Raw genomic sequence first — 18,630 nt, 5'->3', positions numbered from 1 at the left:
TGCCCTTTGTCTTCTTCAGCCATTCTGCCGGATGTTACAGATTCCGCGCCAAGCGTCTTCCGCTGTTTGCAATGATGTCCAGTATGACCTCAGCATTTTGCTGTGCAAAGGCGGGTTCAAACATATCTTTATGGGCGCCCCCGCCTTGATATTCCTGATAGAGTCCCGTTGTGGCGCCTTCCCATTTCATCGGCTCGGTCTTATCACTGTGCTCTTCCTTTATGCCGGCCTCGATAAAATGGAGGTTTGCAGCGATTTGGCCGTCATTTATCAGTTCCGCCCAGTACGTTTGATAGCGCTCTGTCTTTTTGATGACTGCTTCTCTGACGGCTTCCGGGACGTTGTCGGCTGTTGCGTTTGTTGGCTGCGGCGGCAGTGCGTCAAGCTTTCTGTACGCGTCTGCGATAATGACGTCACTGATTTCTAAGCCGCGCTTTTCCATCGCTTTTGCCGCCTCGAATGCCGTATTGCCGCCTGCCGAATATCCGAAGAGGATATAAGGGCCTTCCGGCTGGATTTCCAGCATTTTATCAATGTATTGTTCCATTCTGCTGTCTTCTTCAATAAAGTTAAAACCGTACACAGCAGCCCGTCCATTTAATGCCGCCGCAAGATCTTTAAAGAAAATGCCGAAACCTGAGATAGGCGGAAAACAGAAAAGATTGCGGCCTTTCGGCTGGTTCAGTCTGCTGATATGCTGCTCTGCAGCTTCTGACAGTGTGTTTGAATACAGCTTTTCAGCCAATTGTTCAATTGTCGGATATTCAAATATCATTTCAATCGGCACATCCATCTGCTGCCTGGTCTTCAGCTGATGAATCACTTGCAATGCTTTCAAAGAATGGCCGCCCAGCTCAAAGAAGTCATCCTGTATGCCCAGCTCCCCGCAGCCGAGGATCGGCGTCCAAATGTCGATCAGCTCACGCTCCACCCAGTTTCGCGGCGGAACGGCTTTTGATGACGTTTTTTTCCGTTCTGGCGCAGGCAGCCCGCGGCGGTCCACTTTGCCGTTTGCGGTAAGCGGCATACGGTCAAGCTTAATCACATACTGAGGAATCATATAGTCGGGAAGCGACCTGGCCAATAGAGATCGAATGGTTTTTTCTTCAACATGCGCGCCCGTATAATACGCACAAAGGATTGCTTCTTGTCCTTCTTTTGCTACGATGACTGCCGATTCCCTGATTCCATCTATTTCAGTCAAGCGCGCTTCAATTTCGGCCGGCTCGATCCGCTTCCCGCGAATCTTGAATTGACGGTCAATACGGCTGATGTATCCGATGCTTCCATCAGGCAGCCAGTGTGCCAAGTCGCCTGTTTTGTAGATCTTTTCTTCAGGATGAACCGGATGGCTGACAAACGCTTCACTTGTTAAGTCAGGCCTGTTTAAATAGCCTTTGGCAACCCCGTCACCGCCGACACAAAGCTCACCGGGCACGCCGATCGGCGCAAGTCCGCCATTTTTATCAATGATATATGCGGTTGAATTGCTGATCGGTTTTCCGATTGGGATCGGCTGAGAAAAATCGTGCCTGATTTCGTAAAAGGTAGAAAATGTCGTATTTTCCGTCGGTCCGTATATGTTATAAAGGCTGAGATTCGGACAGCGGTGTCTGACCTTATTGATGAGCGCCGGGGACAATGCTTCTCCGCCGACATATAAGGTGTGCAATCCGGAAAACATCTCCGGATCTGCCTGGGCAAACTGGTTAAAGAGCGCCGTCGTCAAAAACAAAATCGTAATCCGGTTGGAAGAAAGATAATTGCCGAACCTCTCAGGGGCAAGCATTGTCGAGCGGTCAACCACATGAAGACAGGCCCCGTTCAAAAGCGCTCCGAAGATTTCAAACGTCACTGCGTCGAAACCGATGGACCCTGTCAGAATGAGACGGTCCGTCATGCCGGCCGACGTGTAATTGCTGTTTGACACGAGCGATACGACGTTTCGGTTGGAAATCATCACGCCCTTCGGTTTTCCTGTTGAACCGGATGTATACATAATATAGGCAAGGTCATCAGGTGCTGTATCGGTATTCAGTTTTCCTGCATCAGCGGTTTGTTTCTCTGCGGCAGCCGGGATAGAGATGATGTGAGAAAAGTCAAAGTCAGTCTCAATCCCTTTTTGCACCGTTAACAGCTGTGCTCCGCTCTCAGTGAGCATATCGGCGATCCTGTCGGTTGGCAGTTCTGCATCAAGAGGAAGGTACGTCCCTCCCGCTTTCAATACAGCGAGAACAGCGATGATAAATTCCGGTGAGCGTTCGGCCAGAATCCCGGCAATTCCCTTTGGCGCCAAACCGTTTTCCAGCAGGGTGCGGGCGAATGCAGTTGACCGTTCATCGAGCTCCCGGTACGTCATCGTCAGCCCGCCGGCGTGAAGCGCCTGATGGTCCGGGGTTTTCTTCACCTGTCGGCTGAACAGGCTGATGATGCTTTCGTCTCTTTCATAAGTTGTTTTCGTGTCATTAAATTCGCCGATTATTCTTGATTTTTCCTTTTGTCCGAGCATCGGAAGCCGATCAGCGGGAACATCGGGATTGAAGGCGGCGCCGCGCAGAGCTTCTTCCAAGTGTCCTTTTACGCTCTCTATCCATACTTCGTCATAAACGTTCGCATTGTAGCTGAATTTGATGAGCAGCTCATCGCCGGGCGCTATGATGAGGTTAAAATCGTAGCCCGATTGTTCCGACACGTTGACATTCCCGATCCGGAACGGTGCATCCGATTCCTTTTCCGCGTCTTTCATCTGCTGCTGGATCGGATAATTTTCAAACACGATGATATGGTCGATTAAATCCTGTTTCAGCTCAGTCTGAGATTGGATGTCAGCAAGCGGATGATAGCTGAACGCCTCTGAATCAAGCATTTCTTTCTGGCAGCGGCCCAGCAGTTCTCTAAAGCTTTCATCACCCGTTTTAATGCGTACCGGCACGGTATTGATAAACAGCCCGATCATGCTTTCCACGCCGTCAATGACGGAAGGCCGCCCTGATACGACGGCGCCGAATACGGCATCGTCCGTCCGGTTGTAGCGCTGCAGCATCAGGCCCCATACAGTCTGCATAAGAACCGCGAGCGTAGCGCCCTCTTCTTTGGCGATGGTTTTCAGCCTGTCTGTCAGATTTTGATCTAAAGAAAACAGCAGCTCTTTCTTACGGTAGCCTTTTTCCTGAGGACGGGCCGATATTTTCGGGAGTCCTGAGGGTGTCTCGCAGCCTTCTAAATATCCTTTCCAATACTCAGAAGCCGCGTCTTTGTCCTGATCAGTCAGCCATGTAATATAAGTGCTGTAAGGCTTTGCGGGCGCCAGTGTGACGGGTGAGCCTGATTCAATCGCCCGGTACATATGCATGAATTCCTGAAGGACGATGCCGAGGCACCAGCCGTCCATAAGGATGTGATGGTGGCTCCAGACGCATACATATTCCTCGTCTGCCGTTTTAAACAAAGAAACACGCATCAGCATATCCTTTTGCAAGTCAAAGCCTTTTAAGCGGTCACGTTCCTTAAATCGCTGTAAATAGGCGCTCTGTCCCGCTTCGTCCAAATGTGTAAGATCTTCGCGGTGCAGCCGGAATTCCCGCTCACGCAGCACAACTTGGCGGGGGCCGTTCAGCTGAGCGACATGAGGTAAAAAAACCGTTCTGAAAATATCGTGGCGGCTGATGACAGACTGTACGCTTTGCTCAAACAATTCCGGACGAAGCCGGCCTTTTATGGTGAAGACGGATTGCTCGATATATGCAGCCCCCTCCTTTTGCAGAAAGGAATGAAAAAGCATTCCTTCCTGCATTCGGCTGAGGGGATAAATATTTTGGATATTTTTCGTTTTGTCCATGTGTTCCTCCCGCTCGGTTTAGTGGAAGCTGAGTAAGTCGGCAATATCCTGCAATGCTTCCTCAGTCAGCTCCCGATCATCAAAGTCACTGACGGTCTTCTCCGTATCGGTTTTGCTGAGGCAGTGTTCCGACAGTTTCAGGAGATAATACCGGCAGCTTTCGGACAGCCGTTCGATCGTATCTTGCCGGAAGCGCTCCGTTTCATAGGAAATGCTGACGGTCATCCGGCCTTTTGCCGCAATCGCGCTGATTTCAAGTGACTGCTCCCGTTTCCATGTATCTGTCACATCATCTCCGCCTCCCAAAGGAGAAAACTGAAACGCGTCAGGCTGTTCCGTTTCTGCCGGATTCCCGCCGGGCGCATCGAATTGTCCGAGATAATTAAAGCTGATCTCCGGTGCTTTCCCGAAAGTCATCCCGGCAAGCTTCGGCGGTGTTAAATATTTGAGGACGCCGTATCCGTTCCCTTTATCCGGAATGCGCCGCAATGTGTCTTTGACGGTTTTCAATGTGCGAATTTCATATTCTTCATGAGGTTCATAAACTCCGCTCCGGAAAAGCACCGGGTAAATGGAAGTGAACCACCCCACCGTCCTGCTGATGTCCGTACCTGCCTGCTCCGATTGGCGTCCGTGTCCTTCAAGGGCGATTTTCAAAGCGTGCCGCGGCGACCACTTTTGAACGGCAAGCACGGCGGAAGCCAAAAGCACATCTTGCGTATCCGTATTGTAGGCGCTGTGCACATCTTTCAACAGGGCGTCCGTTTCACTTTCTGTCAGAGTGAAGGATACCGTGTTCCGTTTTTTTGCAGGAGTTTGAGATAAATCTGCCTGCTCGTAAGGAAGACTTTCTGTTTCATAGTGTTCAATCTCCCGCCAATACTCCGCCTGCTGAAGAAGCTGTCTGCTTTCGGCATAATCGGCCAGCTGCTCCGTATATGTTTTGAATGACATGGTTTTCGGAGGGAGTTTGATTTCCTGTCCAGAGACGGCCTGCTCATAAGCAGAAGCCAAGTCTTCCAATAAAATCCGCCATGATATCCCGTCGACAGCGAGATGATGGACCGTCAGAAACAAGTAATCTTCTGCTTCGGAGCGGAACAGCCCCGCCTGTACAAGCGGGCCGTTCTCCAAATCCATGTTTCTCTGAAGCTCTGCGACGCGGCGTTTTACAAAACGGTCCTTCTCATGCTCATCGCCTTCCGTTTCTAAAATGGTCAGGCTGTAAAGCTGCTCATCTGCGAGGTCAGCCGGTCTGTTGAAGAGGAGAAGACCTTTCTCTTCGTCTTTTTTGCAGACAAGGCGCAAGGCATCATGATGAACGGTAATGGCTTTTAACGTTTTCCTCAGGGCCTCTTCATCTATTGAATTTGTTCTCGTCAGCATGACGGACTGGTTAAAATGGTTTGCTTCCTTCATGTCTTGTGTGAAGAACCATTTGTGAACCGGCGACCACTTCACTTCTCCTTCTGCAGGAGCTTGGCTGACCGGCTGCCGCTCTGTACGGACATAAGGCGCCAGCTCTCTAATTGTCGGCCGGCTGAAAATATCTTTTACGGCGATCTGTTTTCCTGCCTGATGTAATCGGGCTGATACTTGCAGGGCTTTGATGGAATCGCCGCCCAGTTCAAAAAATGATTGATCCGCGGCAATATTTTCAGTCCCGAGCACTTCGCTCCAAATCGCGGAAAGCTCTTTTTCCATGTCGCTTTCAGGCTCGGTAAATGCCCGTCCGGTGTGCGCTTTTTTCCGCGGCTCAGGAAGCGCGCGGCGGTCAAGCTTCCCGTTCGGTGTGACAGGCAGGGCTTCAAGTGTTTCAAAGAACGCCGGCACCATATAAGCGGGCATTTCATTTCTGAGCGCCTGCTGCACGGTTTCACTTTCTGTTCCTTCTTCTGTCACGATATAAGCGCATAGTTCCGTTTGGCCTGCTGATGCGGGCAGAGCGGTGACGGCTGCTTCTTTGACACCTTTTATGCCTGTTAAGGCGGATTCAATTTCTTTCAGTTCCACCCGGTAGCCTCTGATTTTGACTTGCTCGTCCATTCGGCCGATATATTGCAGCGTGCCGTCCGGCAGCCATTTTGCCAGGTCGCCCGTGCGGTACATGCGCCGGTTCTTCCGGAACGGGTCTTGGACAAAGGCTTGAGCCGTTTGCTTAGGAAGATTGCGGTATCCTCTTGCAAGGCCGGAACCCGAAATGCAAAGTTCTCCCGTTACACCGATCGGCTGCGGGTGATCCCCGTTTAAAATATAAACGTGTGAATGCTCAATCGGACGGCCGATCGTAATGTTCTCACTTTGTTCTATATGTCTTGCCGCTGTAGTGGCGACGCTGTTTTCCGTCGGGCCGTACTCATTGGCAAGCTCAGTGTGTGGACAAACTGATAAACTGCGGCTGATAACGTTTTGGTCGACGGCTTCTCCCGCTAATGTGACAATCCGGAGAGACTCGGCATCACCCGGCTCCAGTACGTCAAGCAGTGTGCGATACAGCACGGGTACAATGATCATGTGAGTGATGCGGTAAGATGCAAGATAGTGTTTAATAGCAAGAATATCTCTTGCTTCATCTTCGGCTAAAACGGCCGCTTTCGCACCGGAAATCAGCGGTGTGAACATACTTGTTACAAAACCGTCAAATGAAAATGAAAAGAGCTGAAGAATCGTATCTTTCTCATTCAGATCATAAAATCCGCTCCGCCATTGAAGGGTTTGGCTGACGGAACGATGTTCGACCATAACCCCTTTCGGCCTGCCTGTCGTCCCGGATGTGTAAATGATGTAAGCCAAATCTTCCGGTGCTGATAATGACTGAACCGGTGATGCGTCTTGTTCTTGGATATCCTCCAGTGCGAGCACTTCACCTTTAAAATGATCAGGCACTTGATCTATTGCGCCGTGTACGGTAAGGAGAAGCGCTGTGCCGCTGTCTGAGATGATATATTGCTTGCGTTCCTCCGGATATTCAGGATCTATCGGGACGTAGGCGCCCCCGGCTTTCCAAACCCCGAAGACTGCCGCGACTTGTTCCGGTGATCTTGGTATCACAATGCCGACGGCGGCATCCGGTCCGATCTGCCGTTTTTGCAGAGCTCTGGCGATTTTATTCGACCATTCATCTAATTCTTTATATGTGATTAAAGTTTCCCTGCTGATAAGGGCTGCCGCATCCGGTGTTTTTCGCGCCTGGGTGATGAACAGTTCATGAACTGTTTTTTCAGGCAGCTGTTGATCCGCCATGCCGTTAAAGTCCGAAAGAATCCGGTCCCGTTCCGGAGCAGTCAGCATGCTGATCGCTTGTAAAGAAGTTTCCGGTTCACGGACAATGTGTTCAAGCATCGTCATAAAGTGGGAAGCCCAGCGCTGCATCGTTTCTTTCCGGAATAAAGACGCCGCATATTCAAACAGAAAATGAATCTGTCCCCCGCCTTCAGAAGCCTGCAAAGTGACATCAAATTTGGAAACCGGACGGGACACGTCCGCAGGCTGAATATGCAAACCGTCCAACAGCAGTTCCTCATGCTCCATATTCTGAACGACAAGCATGGCGTCAAACAGCGGATTGCGGCTTGTGTCCCGCTGTACGCCGAGCCGTTCCACAAGCTCTTCAAACGGATAGTCCTGATGCTCATACGCCTCAAGCGCCGCCTGGCGGACTTCCGCCAAGTAATCGGTAAACCGTTTGTCTCCTTTCGGCTCCGTTCTGATGGCCAGCGTGTTGACGAACATGCCGAGAATCGGTTCAAGGTCTTTGTGCGGACGCCCGGCAATCGGCGAGCCGACGATGATGTCTTCCTGCCCGCTCAGGCGCGCGAGTAACGTATTGTACGCAGCGAGAAGCACCATATACAAAGTGGAGCCGTGATCCCGGGCGATGCGGTGAAGGCCGGATGCCGTTTCGGCGTCAAGCGTGCACGATACATTGCCGCCCGCAAAGCTTCTGACAGCCGGTCGGGGCTTGTCAGCCGGGAGCTCAAGCACCGGAAGCTCGCCTTCAAGCCGCTTCAGCCAATAGGCTTCCTTCTCCTGATATCCTTCCTTCTCCTGAAACGACCGCTGCCAGACGGCATAGTCTTTATATTGAAGGCGCATCGGCGCAAGCGAACGGCCTGCGTACAGCTCGCCGAATTCTTTTATCAAGGTGTTGACGGACACACCGTCAGAAATAATATGATGCATATCCGTTAATAAAAGATGACGTTCACCCGATTCTTTCACGAGGGCCGCACGGAAGAGCGGCGCTTCCTCCAGACAAAACGGCCGGACGAATGCGTCAGCTGACTCGGCCTCATCCAGCTGAAACGGTACGCTGTCATGGATGCGCTGCACCGGTTCGCCGTCAGGCCCCGTTTCAAAGGACGTTCTGAGCGACTCGTGCCGCTCCACAAGCTCCCGGAACGTCTCCTCCAGCCGGCCGCGGTCAAGCGGGCCCGTCAGTTCCAGCACAGCCGGCATATTGTAGCCGACACCGCCGTCTTCAAGCTGCTGGAGCACATACATCCGTTTCTGCGCCGAAGACACCGGGTAGATGTCCTGTGTTTGCGCAGGCTGAATCGCTTCATACGGGCTCTCTTCCAAGTCCTGAATAACCGAAGCGAGCTCTTCCACCGTCGGCCGGGCGAAGATATCCTGCAACGGCACCTGAACACCGAACTCTTTGGCGATGCGGGAGACGAGAGCCGTCGCTTTTAACGAATGGCCGCCCCGCTCAAAAAAGTGATCCCGGATGCCGACCGGTCCGTTTTTCAGCACCTCTTCCCAAAGGGCGCAAAGCTTCATTTCCGTGACGTTCCGCGGGACGGTGTACGCCTGTCTGTCTGCCGCTCCGCCGGGAGCCGGCAGCGCGCGGCGGTCAAGTTTTCCGCTCGGCGTGACCGGCCACTCGGTCATCTTTATGAACTGAGCCGGCATCATGTAGGCCGGAAGGCGTGTCGCAAGCTCCGCCCGCACGTCATCGCTTTCCCGTCCTTCGATATAGGCGTAAAGCGCGGTTTCGCCGTGTTCGGTCCGGGCGGTGACCGCCGCCTCACGAATGCCGTCGATGCGCCGGATCGCCGCTTCGATTTCTCCCGGTTCAATCCGGTAGCCGCGGACTTTCACCTGTCCGTCTGAACGCCCGAGCCATTCAACAAGGCCGTCTTCTGTCCAGCGTGCGATATCGCCTGTCTGATACATGCGCTCTCCCGGATAAAACGGATCATCGAGAAAGCGCTCCTCCGTCAGCTCAGGCCGGTTCAGATAGCCCCGGGCCACCCCTGTCCCCGCGATGTACAGCTCTCCGATACAGCCCGGCGGCAGAAGCTGTTTCTTTTGATTTAAAATATACAGCCGCATGTTATGTCCGGAAATGCCGATCGGAACATTGTGAAATTCTTTTCCTTGCGGCAAATCAAAGTACGCCGCTTCTACTGTCGCTTCCGTCGGACCGTAGGAATTTGTCAATTCCGTTCCCGGCAGAAGGTCATAAAAACGGGAAGCCAGGTGCGGGCCCAATTGTTCGCCGCCGGCAAAAACCCTTTTTAAGCAGGTCTTTTTGATCGGCTGTTTTCTGGAATTTATATATTCCAAGAAAGCATGAAGCATGGATGGCACAAAATGGGCCGCTGTTATGCGGTTATTCTCCAATGCGTTCAGTATCATTTCAGGGTCCTTTTCGCCTCCTTGCGGAAGGAGGAAAACAGAAGCTCCCGCGATCGGCCACCAAAACAGCTCCCAAATCGAAGCGTCGAAAGAGTATGATGTTTTATGCAAAATGATGTCAGAATCACTTAATCCATAACGCGTTTGCAGCGAGTATAAAAAGTTTACGGCTGACTGATGTTCAACCTGCACGCCTTTTGGGCGTCCCGTAGAACCGGATGTATAGATGATATAAGCCAATGAATCAGGTTTTACCGGAACATTGGGGTTGGCCGCAGCTTCAGGGTTTCCTGTTTGTCCGCTTTTCAGAGAGATCATTTCTCCCTCAAAAAGATCTGCAGCCAAAAGTTCTGGTTCTGCCAGTAAGAATTTCACGCCGCTGTCTTTCAGTAAAAAGCGAATCCGCTCTTTGGGGTAATCCGGATCAATCGGCAGATATGCACCGCCTGCTTTTAAGACAGCGTAAATGCCGATCAGCATGTCAGGAGAACGCCGGCCCATAATGGCAGTTTTATCCTCCAGCCTTATCCCCCGCTTGATCAGCCGGTGCGCAAGCTCATTCGCTCTTTCGTTCAGCTCTTGATACGTAATCGAAATGTCATCAGTTAAAATTGCCGGACGGTCCGGCGTTTTTTCCGCCTGCTGTTCCAGCAGATCATGAAGAGGCTGATGAAGCGGAAACGCTGTTTTCTGCAAGGGGCTGAAATCTTGAAGCAGAGACGCTTCTTCTTTTTCTGTCAAAACAGAAATATCGTCTAATTCCAAGCCCGGATCAGCCGCGGCGTTTTCGGCAAGTGTCGTAAAAAATTCGGCCCATTTTTGAATCGTTTTTCTCTTAAACAAATCGGTGCTGTATTCAAACTGGCAGTACAATTCACCGGCGTTTTCAGAGATGTACAGCGATAAGTCAAATTTAGAAATCGGCAGGCTGACGTCTGCCGGCTGCAGTTCAAGTCCGGATGCCCTAAGCTTCTGCTGTTCCATATTTTGCAGCGCAAATGTTGTGTCAAACAGCGGATTTCGGGACATGTCCCGCGGCACACCGAGCTTATCGACGAGCTCTTCTAACGGGTAATCCTGATGTTCGTAAGCCTCAAGCGCTGTTTGGCGAATTTCCTTTAAATATTCTTTGAATGTCATGCTTCCGTCGGGACGCGTCCTGAAAGCAAGCATATTGACAAACATGCCCAGAACGGCGTCAAGGTCGGCATGAGGCCTTCCTGCAATCGGAGACCCGACGATCATATCTTCCTGTCCGCTTAAACGGGCTAACAGAACCGTGTACACACCAAGCAGCGTCATATACAGTGTGCATTTGTTTTCTTTCGCCAGCTTTTTCAACTGTGCTGTATGTTTTTCGCTGATGACAAATGACACCCGGTCACCGGAAAAGCTCCGCACCGGGGGACGCGGCTTATCAGCCGGCAATTCAAGCACGGGAATCTCCCCGGCTAGCCGGTTCAGCCAGTACTCCTCTTGTTTCCGATATGCGGCGCCCGCCATAAATGATTGCTGCCAGACGGCATAATCTTTGTATTGAATCCGTAACGGCGGCAGACTTCTCTCAGCATACAGCTCACTGAATTCACGTATCAAAAGATTGACGGATACGCCGTCTGAAATAATATGATGCATGTCAGCTAAAAGCAGATGCCGGTCTTTTTCTATTTGGACAAATCCCGCCCGGAAAAGGGGCGCTTTGCCGAGATCGAACGGCCGGATAAACGCTTCGGCTGATTGTTCTTTTGTAAATGCAAACGGCACTTCGTCATGAATTCTCTGCACGGGCAGGCCGTTTTTTTCTTCAAAGGACGTTCTGAGCGGTTCATGCCGCCAGATCAATTCCTTGAACACGGCTTCCATCCTGTCTCGGTCAAACGGCCCCTTCACCTCTAAAACGGCTGGAATGTTATAGCTGACACCGCCATTTTCAAGCTGGTGAAGGACGTACATCCGTTTTTGGGCGGATGAGACAGGATATGTTTCTTTCGTTTCTGTCTTTTCTATGGATGCGAACGGGTTCTCTTCTGCTTCACTGATGATTTTGGCGAGTTCTTCTACAGTCGGATGGCTGAAGACATCGCTCAGCGGGATTTGCACACTGCACTCTTTAGCTATTTTTGCAACGAGTGCCGTCGCCTTTAATGAATGGCCGCCAAGCTCGAAAAAGTGATCGTGAACGCCGATCGGGCCGGTTTGAAGCACTTCTTCCCATATACGGGTAAGCTTCAGCTCGGTCACATTCCGAGGAGCTGTATATCGACGGCCCGCTGCGTACGCCGAAGCTTCTGGAAGAGCCCGCTGATCGACTTTTCCGTTCGCAGTGAGCGGAATCGAGTCAACGAAAGCCCATTTGACCGGAATCATATAATCAGGCAGCTCTTTAGCCAAATCTCTTCGCAGCTGAGAAGGATCAGTCGCTTGTGAGACGCTGCAGTAAGCGCATAATTCATTTTCGCCCGACTCATTCGTTTGAATCAGAACGGCAGCTTCTTTCACGGCATGATGATTTGCCAGGACGGTTTCAATTTCCTTCGGTTCAATCCGGTACCCTCTGATCTTCACTTGATCATCTGTCCGGCCGATGTATTCAATTTGGCCGTCCGCACGCAGTCTTGCCAAATCTCCGGTCCGGTACATGACGGCGTCCGTTCTGAACGGATCGGGCAAAAATTTCTCTTCGGTCAGCGCCGGATTGTTCACATAGCCTCTTCCTGTATTCGCTCCGGAAATATACAATTCTCCCGCAATTCCGAGAGGCTGAAGCTGCCTATTTTTGCTGAGAATATACATCTTGTTATGATGGATCGGTTTCCCGATCGGCGGTTGTTCAGGTATGTCATCTCCCGCAGAAATCGTATACGTTGAAACCACATGAGTTTCTGACGGGCCGTAATGATTATGCAGATGCATACCGTATAAACGGAGCGTCTGCCTGAACAAACGCGAAACGGTCAGCTGCTCCCCAGCCGTAATGACATGCTTCACACAGCGGGGAAAAGACTGTGCATAACCTTCTTCATTGAAAAGCATCTTGACAAACGCAGTCGGGAAAAACACCACTTCCGTGTTGTGCTGATCAATAAACGAAAACAGCTGAGAAACATCCCGTTTGATTGATTCCGGCACGATACAGAGGGTGCCGCCGCTCAAGAGTACTGAAAATAACTCCTGATAGCAGACGTCAAACGCCAAAGATGCGTACTGCAGCACATTTGTGCAAAAATCAATGTCTGTGTTCGTCAATTGGTGAGAAAGCAGGTTGGCCATATTTTTATGTTCGAGCAGCACGCCCTTCGGTTTCCCTGTCGTACCGGATGTATAAATCATATAAAGGAGGTCGTCCGCCGTATTAATGGATTGCACATTGCTTCCGTCCGCTTCCGTCCCGGCCTCTTCTATGTATGTAACTTGCAGCGTTTGTTCCGCGGGGACTGACTGATGCCGCTCTGTTACAACATGGACGCAGCCGCTGTTTTCAATGACATATCGGATACGCTCCTTTGGACTGCCCGGATCTATCGGGACAAAGGCGCCGCCCGCTTTTAAAATACCGAGAACAGCCGCCGCTAAAGAAGTGGAACGGCCGAGCATGACGCCTACCGGCTCCTCCCGCTTTAAACCGCGTTTTTTCAGCAGGCGTGCCAGCTTATTAGCCGATTCGTTCAGCTCTTTGTACGTCACTGACTCACCTTCATACCGAATCGCGATTTGATCCGGCGTTTTTGCGGCCTGCCGTTCAAACATTGCATGAACCGTGTCATATTCAGGCTTTTCGGTCTCTTCAGAAATCGGCGCAAGCAGCTGCACTTTTTCCCCTGGAGTGATGATTTCAAGCTTGTCCGGCGTGATGTCCGGTTTGTCGAGAACTTGGGAGACGATGTGTGCCAAATGGCCTTTGATATTTTCGATAAATTGGCGGTCATACACGCTTGAATCGAATCTCATTTTCAAGTGAATCTCGTCACCCGGCGCCACCATCAGGTAAAAACTGTAATTGGTTTCGTCTTCCATGCTGAAATCATGGATGTGAAAAAGGTCTTTCGTGTCCCCCTTGCTGTTCAGCACATCAAGCTCCTGTTCAACCGGATAATTCTCAAAGACGAGAATGTGGTCAATTAAGCCTTGTTTTACCTGTGAATTCGCCTGTATGTCATAAAGCGGATGATAGCTGTAAGCCTGTCCTTTCAAAGCGTCCTTTTGCACGTTTTTGATCAGCTTTTGAAACGGGATGTCCGCCCCGCTGATCCGGACAGGCACGGTATTAATGAACAGGCCGATCATTCGCTCGATGCCTTCGATTTCAGACGGCCTTCCGGAAATGACAGAACCAAAAACCGCATCTTCTGTCTGGTTATACGCCTGAAGCAAAATGCCCCAGAGCGTGTGGAAAATGGTGCTCAGCGTGACCTCTTCTTTCACGGCCAGCTCTTTCAGCTTAGCCGTGTCCTCTTTTGAAAAGGAAAACGTCACTTCCTCTTGTCTGCTTTTACCGGCTTTTTTCTGCTTCGGCAGTACAGTCTGCTGCTCAAAGCCTTCAAGGTATCGCTCCCAGTACGAAGCGGCTTTTTCTTTATCTTGCTCCATCAGCCACTTGATGTAGGTCCCGTACGGCACAGCGGGCTCAAGCGTTAACGGTGTCCGGCGGAGCCGCGAGGCGTATATCTGGAAGAACTCTTTCAGCACGATTCCGAGACACCAGCCATCCATAATGATGTGATGGAAACTCCATATGCACGTATATTCACATTCACCGGTTTGAAGCAGCGTCACCCGCATCAGCATGTCTTTTTGCAGATGAAACCCTTTCTTACGGTCTCTTCGTTTGGCTTCTTCGATATACTTGATTTGATCAGCCTTATTTAAATTAGTGAGATTTTCCTCAATAATGCTGACGTTCCGCTCTTTTAATACGACCTGCTGCGGCACGGACACGTTCTGACTGATAAAGATCGTTCTGAAAATATCATGTCTTTCAAAAAGGGCATGAACGCTCTCTTCAAACACGCGGGTGTCAACCTTCCCCGTTATTGAAAAGGAGGCCTGCTCGGCGTAAGCCTGTGATTCCTTTTGCAGGAGGGAATGAAAAAGCATTCCTTCCTGCATATAAGACAGCGGATAAATATCCTGAATTGCATTCTTTTTTGTCATGTTATAATCTCCCCGTCGCCTTTTTCTACAGTTCCTCGACAAAACTCGCTATGCTGTCCAAATCATCAGATGTTAACGTTTTGCTGCTAAAATCACTAACGGTTTTTTCTGCTTCCTCTTTCCCTGTGCAGTGCGCCATAATATCACGCAAATATTGCTGTAAGGTTTGCAGCAGCTGTTCCATCGTTTCTTTGGAGAAGCGGCTCGGCGGATAGCTCAAACTGAAGTGAAGTTTATGTTGTGCGGCCATCGCGCTCATTTCCACCGCTTGTTCCCGCTGCCACGTCGGCGTGATGTCGTGCCCGCTTGCCAGACCGGACAGGCTGAACGTGTGCTGATCTTCTGTATCGTTGAATTGCCCTAAATAGTTAAAGCTGATTTCAGGCGCTTGTCTGAAGCGGATTGTTTTTTGTTCAGGCGGTGTCATGTATTTTAAAATGCCGTAGCCTATTCCTTTATCCGGTATTCTTCCGAGTGTGTCTTTGACCGTTTTTACCGCCGTCCCAAGTTCTGAGCCTGCTGTATTCAAGTCAATGAGCACCGGATACATGGAGGTAAACCAGCCTACGGTGCGGCTGATGTCGAGCTCCGGCATGATGTGCTCTCTCCCGTGCCCTTCCATCGCGATGCGCAGTCTGCCGCCCCCTGTCCAGTCCCGTAAAGCCAAAGCTGCGGCAGTCAGAAGAATATCTTGCGTATCGGTATGGTAGGCCCGGTTGACCTGCTGAAGCAAAACGGACGTTTCTTCTTCTGTAAGCGTAAAGCTTACCGTTTGCCGAATGCTGTCGGCTCCCGTCTGATGCTGCGGTTTTTCATAAGGAAGTTCGGCGGCTGTTTCTTCTTCAATAAAACGCCAATATTCTTCTTCACGCATCAGCTTGCTGCTTTTTGCGTATTCCGAAAGCCTTTCAGCGTATTGCTTAAACGAATCGGTCTTTGGCGGAAGCTGGACCGGCTGACCTTTTACAGCTTGAGTGTAAGCGGCAGATAAATCCTCCAGCAGAATACGCCATGACACTCCGTCAACCGCCAGGTGATGTACGGTGATGAATAAATAATCCCCGGACCGGGTTTTGAACCAGCCGGCTTTTAATAACGGCCCTTTTTCAATATCCATCCGCTGTTGGAGCGCAGCCACTTCAGTTTCTATTTCTCTTTCCCAAGTATCTGTCTCAGACATATCCCAAATGTCCAAGGTGTACAGTTCAGCTTTTTGAATACCGTGATTGATTTGTCTGATACTTTCGTTTTCTTCACTGACGGTGATCCGGAGTGCATCATGATGAATGACAAGGTGCTCCAAGGCTTCTTTGAGCGGCTGTTTTTGCAATGCGTCAGAGCTGAACATCATGACGGACTGATTGAAATGATTTCTGTTTTCCATCCGCTGTGATAAAAACCAGTGCTGAACGGGTGTCCAAGGTATGTCTCCTTCCACCGGCCGCTGATCGATGACTCTTTCCGCTTTCCGGATAAGAGGCGCGAGTTCCTTAATGGACGGATGCCGGAATAAGTCACTTGCCGTCATTTTCCACCCATAGCGTCCGAGCCGTGCGGAAACTTGCAGCGCTTTGATTGAATCGCCGCCCAACTCAAAAAATGAGTCTTCAATCCCGACTTGTTTTGTGCCGAGCACTTCCTGCCAAATCACGGAAAGCTGTTCTTCAAGCTCATTGCGGGGAGCTGTGTACGCGGTTTGAAGCGCGAGCTCCGGTTCGGGCAGATTTTTCCGATCCAATTTACCGTTCGGCGTAAGCGGCAGCTTCTCAAGTTCCATCATATAGGCCGGAACCATGTAATTCGGCAGTTGCTTAGACAGTGAAGAACGCACTTTTTCTGTATCCATGTCCGCCTGCAGACTCATATATGCGATCAGTTCTTTATTGCCGGACTGCCCGGTTCTGACTGACACGGCAGCTTCTTTCACACCGTCCAGGCTCCTCAGTGCGGCTTCAATCTCTCCCAGCTCGACCCGATAACCGCGGATTTTCACTTGATCATCCATCCGCCCGGCATATTCGATCGTTCCGTCCGGCAGCCAGCGGGCTAAATCTCCGGTGCGGTACATCCGTTCTCCGGGAACAAAAGGATTAGGGACAAATTTTTCTTCCGTCAGCTCAGGGCGGCCGAAATATCCTCTTGCCACACCGTCTCCGCCTGTGCACAATTCGCCGATGACGCCGATCGGCTGCGGTGTTCCCCTGCTGTTTATGATATATGCGGTTGAATTTCCGACAGGGCGCCCGATCGGGATTGAATGATCGTATGATTGTTCAATCAAAAAGCAAGTCGAGAACGTCGTGTTTTCAGTCGGTCCGTATCCATTCCATACTGAGAGATGCGGCAGCGCATTCCGAACCCGGTTTACATGGCTCGGGGACAGTGCTTCCCCGCCGATAATCAATCGGGATAATCCGGAAAACACGTCTTTATTTTGTTCTGATAAATGGTTGAACAGAGACGATGTCAGCCACAGTGTCGTAATGCCGTTTTGCTGTATAAATGTTTCCAGAACACCAGAGTCGAGATAGGTTTCCTGGTCACTTACATATAAAGAAGCGCCGTTTAAAAGCGGACCGAATACCTCAAATGTCGTAACGTCAAATCCTAATGATGAAGTAAACAACAGTCTGTCTTCCGGCGTAAAATCAATATAATTGCTGTTTTTCACAAGGCGGATCACGCTTCGCTGTTCAATCATGACGCCTTTTGGCGCACCTGTTGACCCGGACGTATAAATCATGTAGGCCAACGATTCAGGTCCGCCGAGCGGTTCGGGATTTTCCGAACTCAAGCCGGCCTTTGTTTGAATATCCTCTATGAATAAACGTTTTCCTGAAAGCGGCAGACCGTCAAGTTTATCAGATTGGAGAAGAATATCAGCTTTACAGTCTTTAAGCATCCATTCAGCCCGTTCCCGCGGCACATCGTCACCGATAGGCAAGTAGGCGCCCCCCGCTTTTAATATTCCGAGGATTCCGGAAGCAAGCTCTGTTGTGCGGCCGGTTAATAAGGCGACAACGCTTTCCGGACCGACGCCATTTGATCGGAGAGCCGCCGCTATTCTGTTAGCCCGTTCGTTCAGCTCACGGTATGTCAAGATTTGTCCATCATATACAACTGCCCGGGCATCGGGGGTTTCTTTTGCCTGCCGCTCAAATAAACGGCTGATGGTTTCGTGTCTTGGGTAATCGCTTTTCGTCTGATTAAACTGATAAATGACGCGATTTGTTTCAGCATCATCCAGTACGTGAATGTCACCAAGCGGTATCGCTTGGTTTTCAATTACTTTTGTAAGAATACGGGTAAAATAAGAAAGCCATTTTTCAATTGTCTGTTTTTGATAGATATCTGTATTGAATTCAAAATCAAAGCTGATGGAACCGTCAGACCCTTCTGACGCGTAAAGCGTGGCATCAAACTTTGCGGTTTTATGACTTGTATCCGCAGCTTGAGTCAAATGCAGCTTATTTAACACCAGGGATTCACGCTCCATGTTTTGGAGCACAAACATAACGTCAAACAGCGGATTGCGGCTCATGTCCCGCTGCACGCCGAGCCGTTCCACAAGCTCCTCAAACGGATAGTCCTGATGCTCATACGCCTCAAGCGCCGCCTGGCGGACTTCCGCCAAATAATCGGTAAACCGTTTGTCTCCTTTCGGCTCCGTTCTGATGGCCAGCGTGTTGACGAACATGCCGAGAATCGGTTCAAGGTCTTTGTGCGGGCGCCCGGCAATCGGCGAGCCGACGATGATGTCTTCCTGCCCGCTCAATCGCGCGAGTAACGTATTGTACGCGGCGAGAAGCACCATATACAAAGTGGAGCCGTGATCCCGGGCGATGCGGTGAAGGCCGGATGCGGTTTCAGCGTCAAGCGTGCATGATACGCTGCCGCCCGCAAAGCTTCTGACAGCCGGACGGGGCTTGTCAGCCGGAAGCTCAAGCACCGGCAGCTCTCCTTCTAGCCGCTTCAGCCAATAGGCTTCCTGCTTCTGG

Annotated in this window: 3 protein-coding genes; all 3 read right to left on the bottom strand. The window is 50.7% G+C overall.

From position 1 onward, the window contains the following. Positions 1 to 34 precede the first annotated feature (34 nt). Positions 35 to 3,838: a non-ribosomal peptide synthetase gene (locus tag K3G25_RS17080; RefSeq protein ID WP_232489432.1), complete on the bottom strand. Its 3,804-nt coding sequence runs from the start codon at positions 3,836 to 3,838 to the stop codon at positions 35 to 37. An 18-nt stretch (positions 3,839 to 3,856) separates the two neighbouring features. Next, complete coding sequence (locus tag K3G25_RS17075; protein ID WP_232489431.1) at positions 3,857 to 14,632, bottom strand: non-ribosomal peptide synthetase; 10,776 nt, start codon at positions 14,630 to 14,632, stop codon at positions 3,857 to 3,859. Positions 14,633 to 14,657: 25 nt separating this feature from the next. Then, on the bottom strand, positions 14,658 to 18,630 hold a 3,973-nt coding region (locus K3G25_RS17070; protein WP_232489430.1), incomplete at its 5' end, for a non-ribosomal peptide synthetase.

The sequence above is a fragment of the Bacillus sp. FCW2 genome (assembly GCF_021228595.1).
Lineage (GTDB): Bacteria > Bacillota > Bacilli > Bacillales > Bacillaceae > Bacillus > Bacillus velezensis.
Note: the sequence above shows the minus strand (reverse complement) of the source record. Positions and strands in the feature narration are given on the sequence as shown.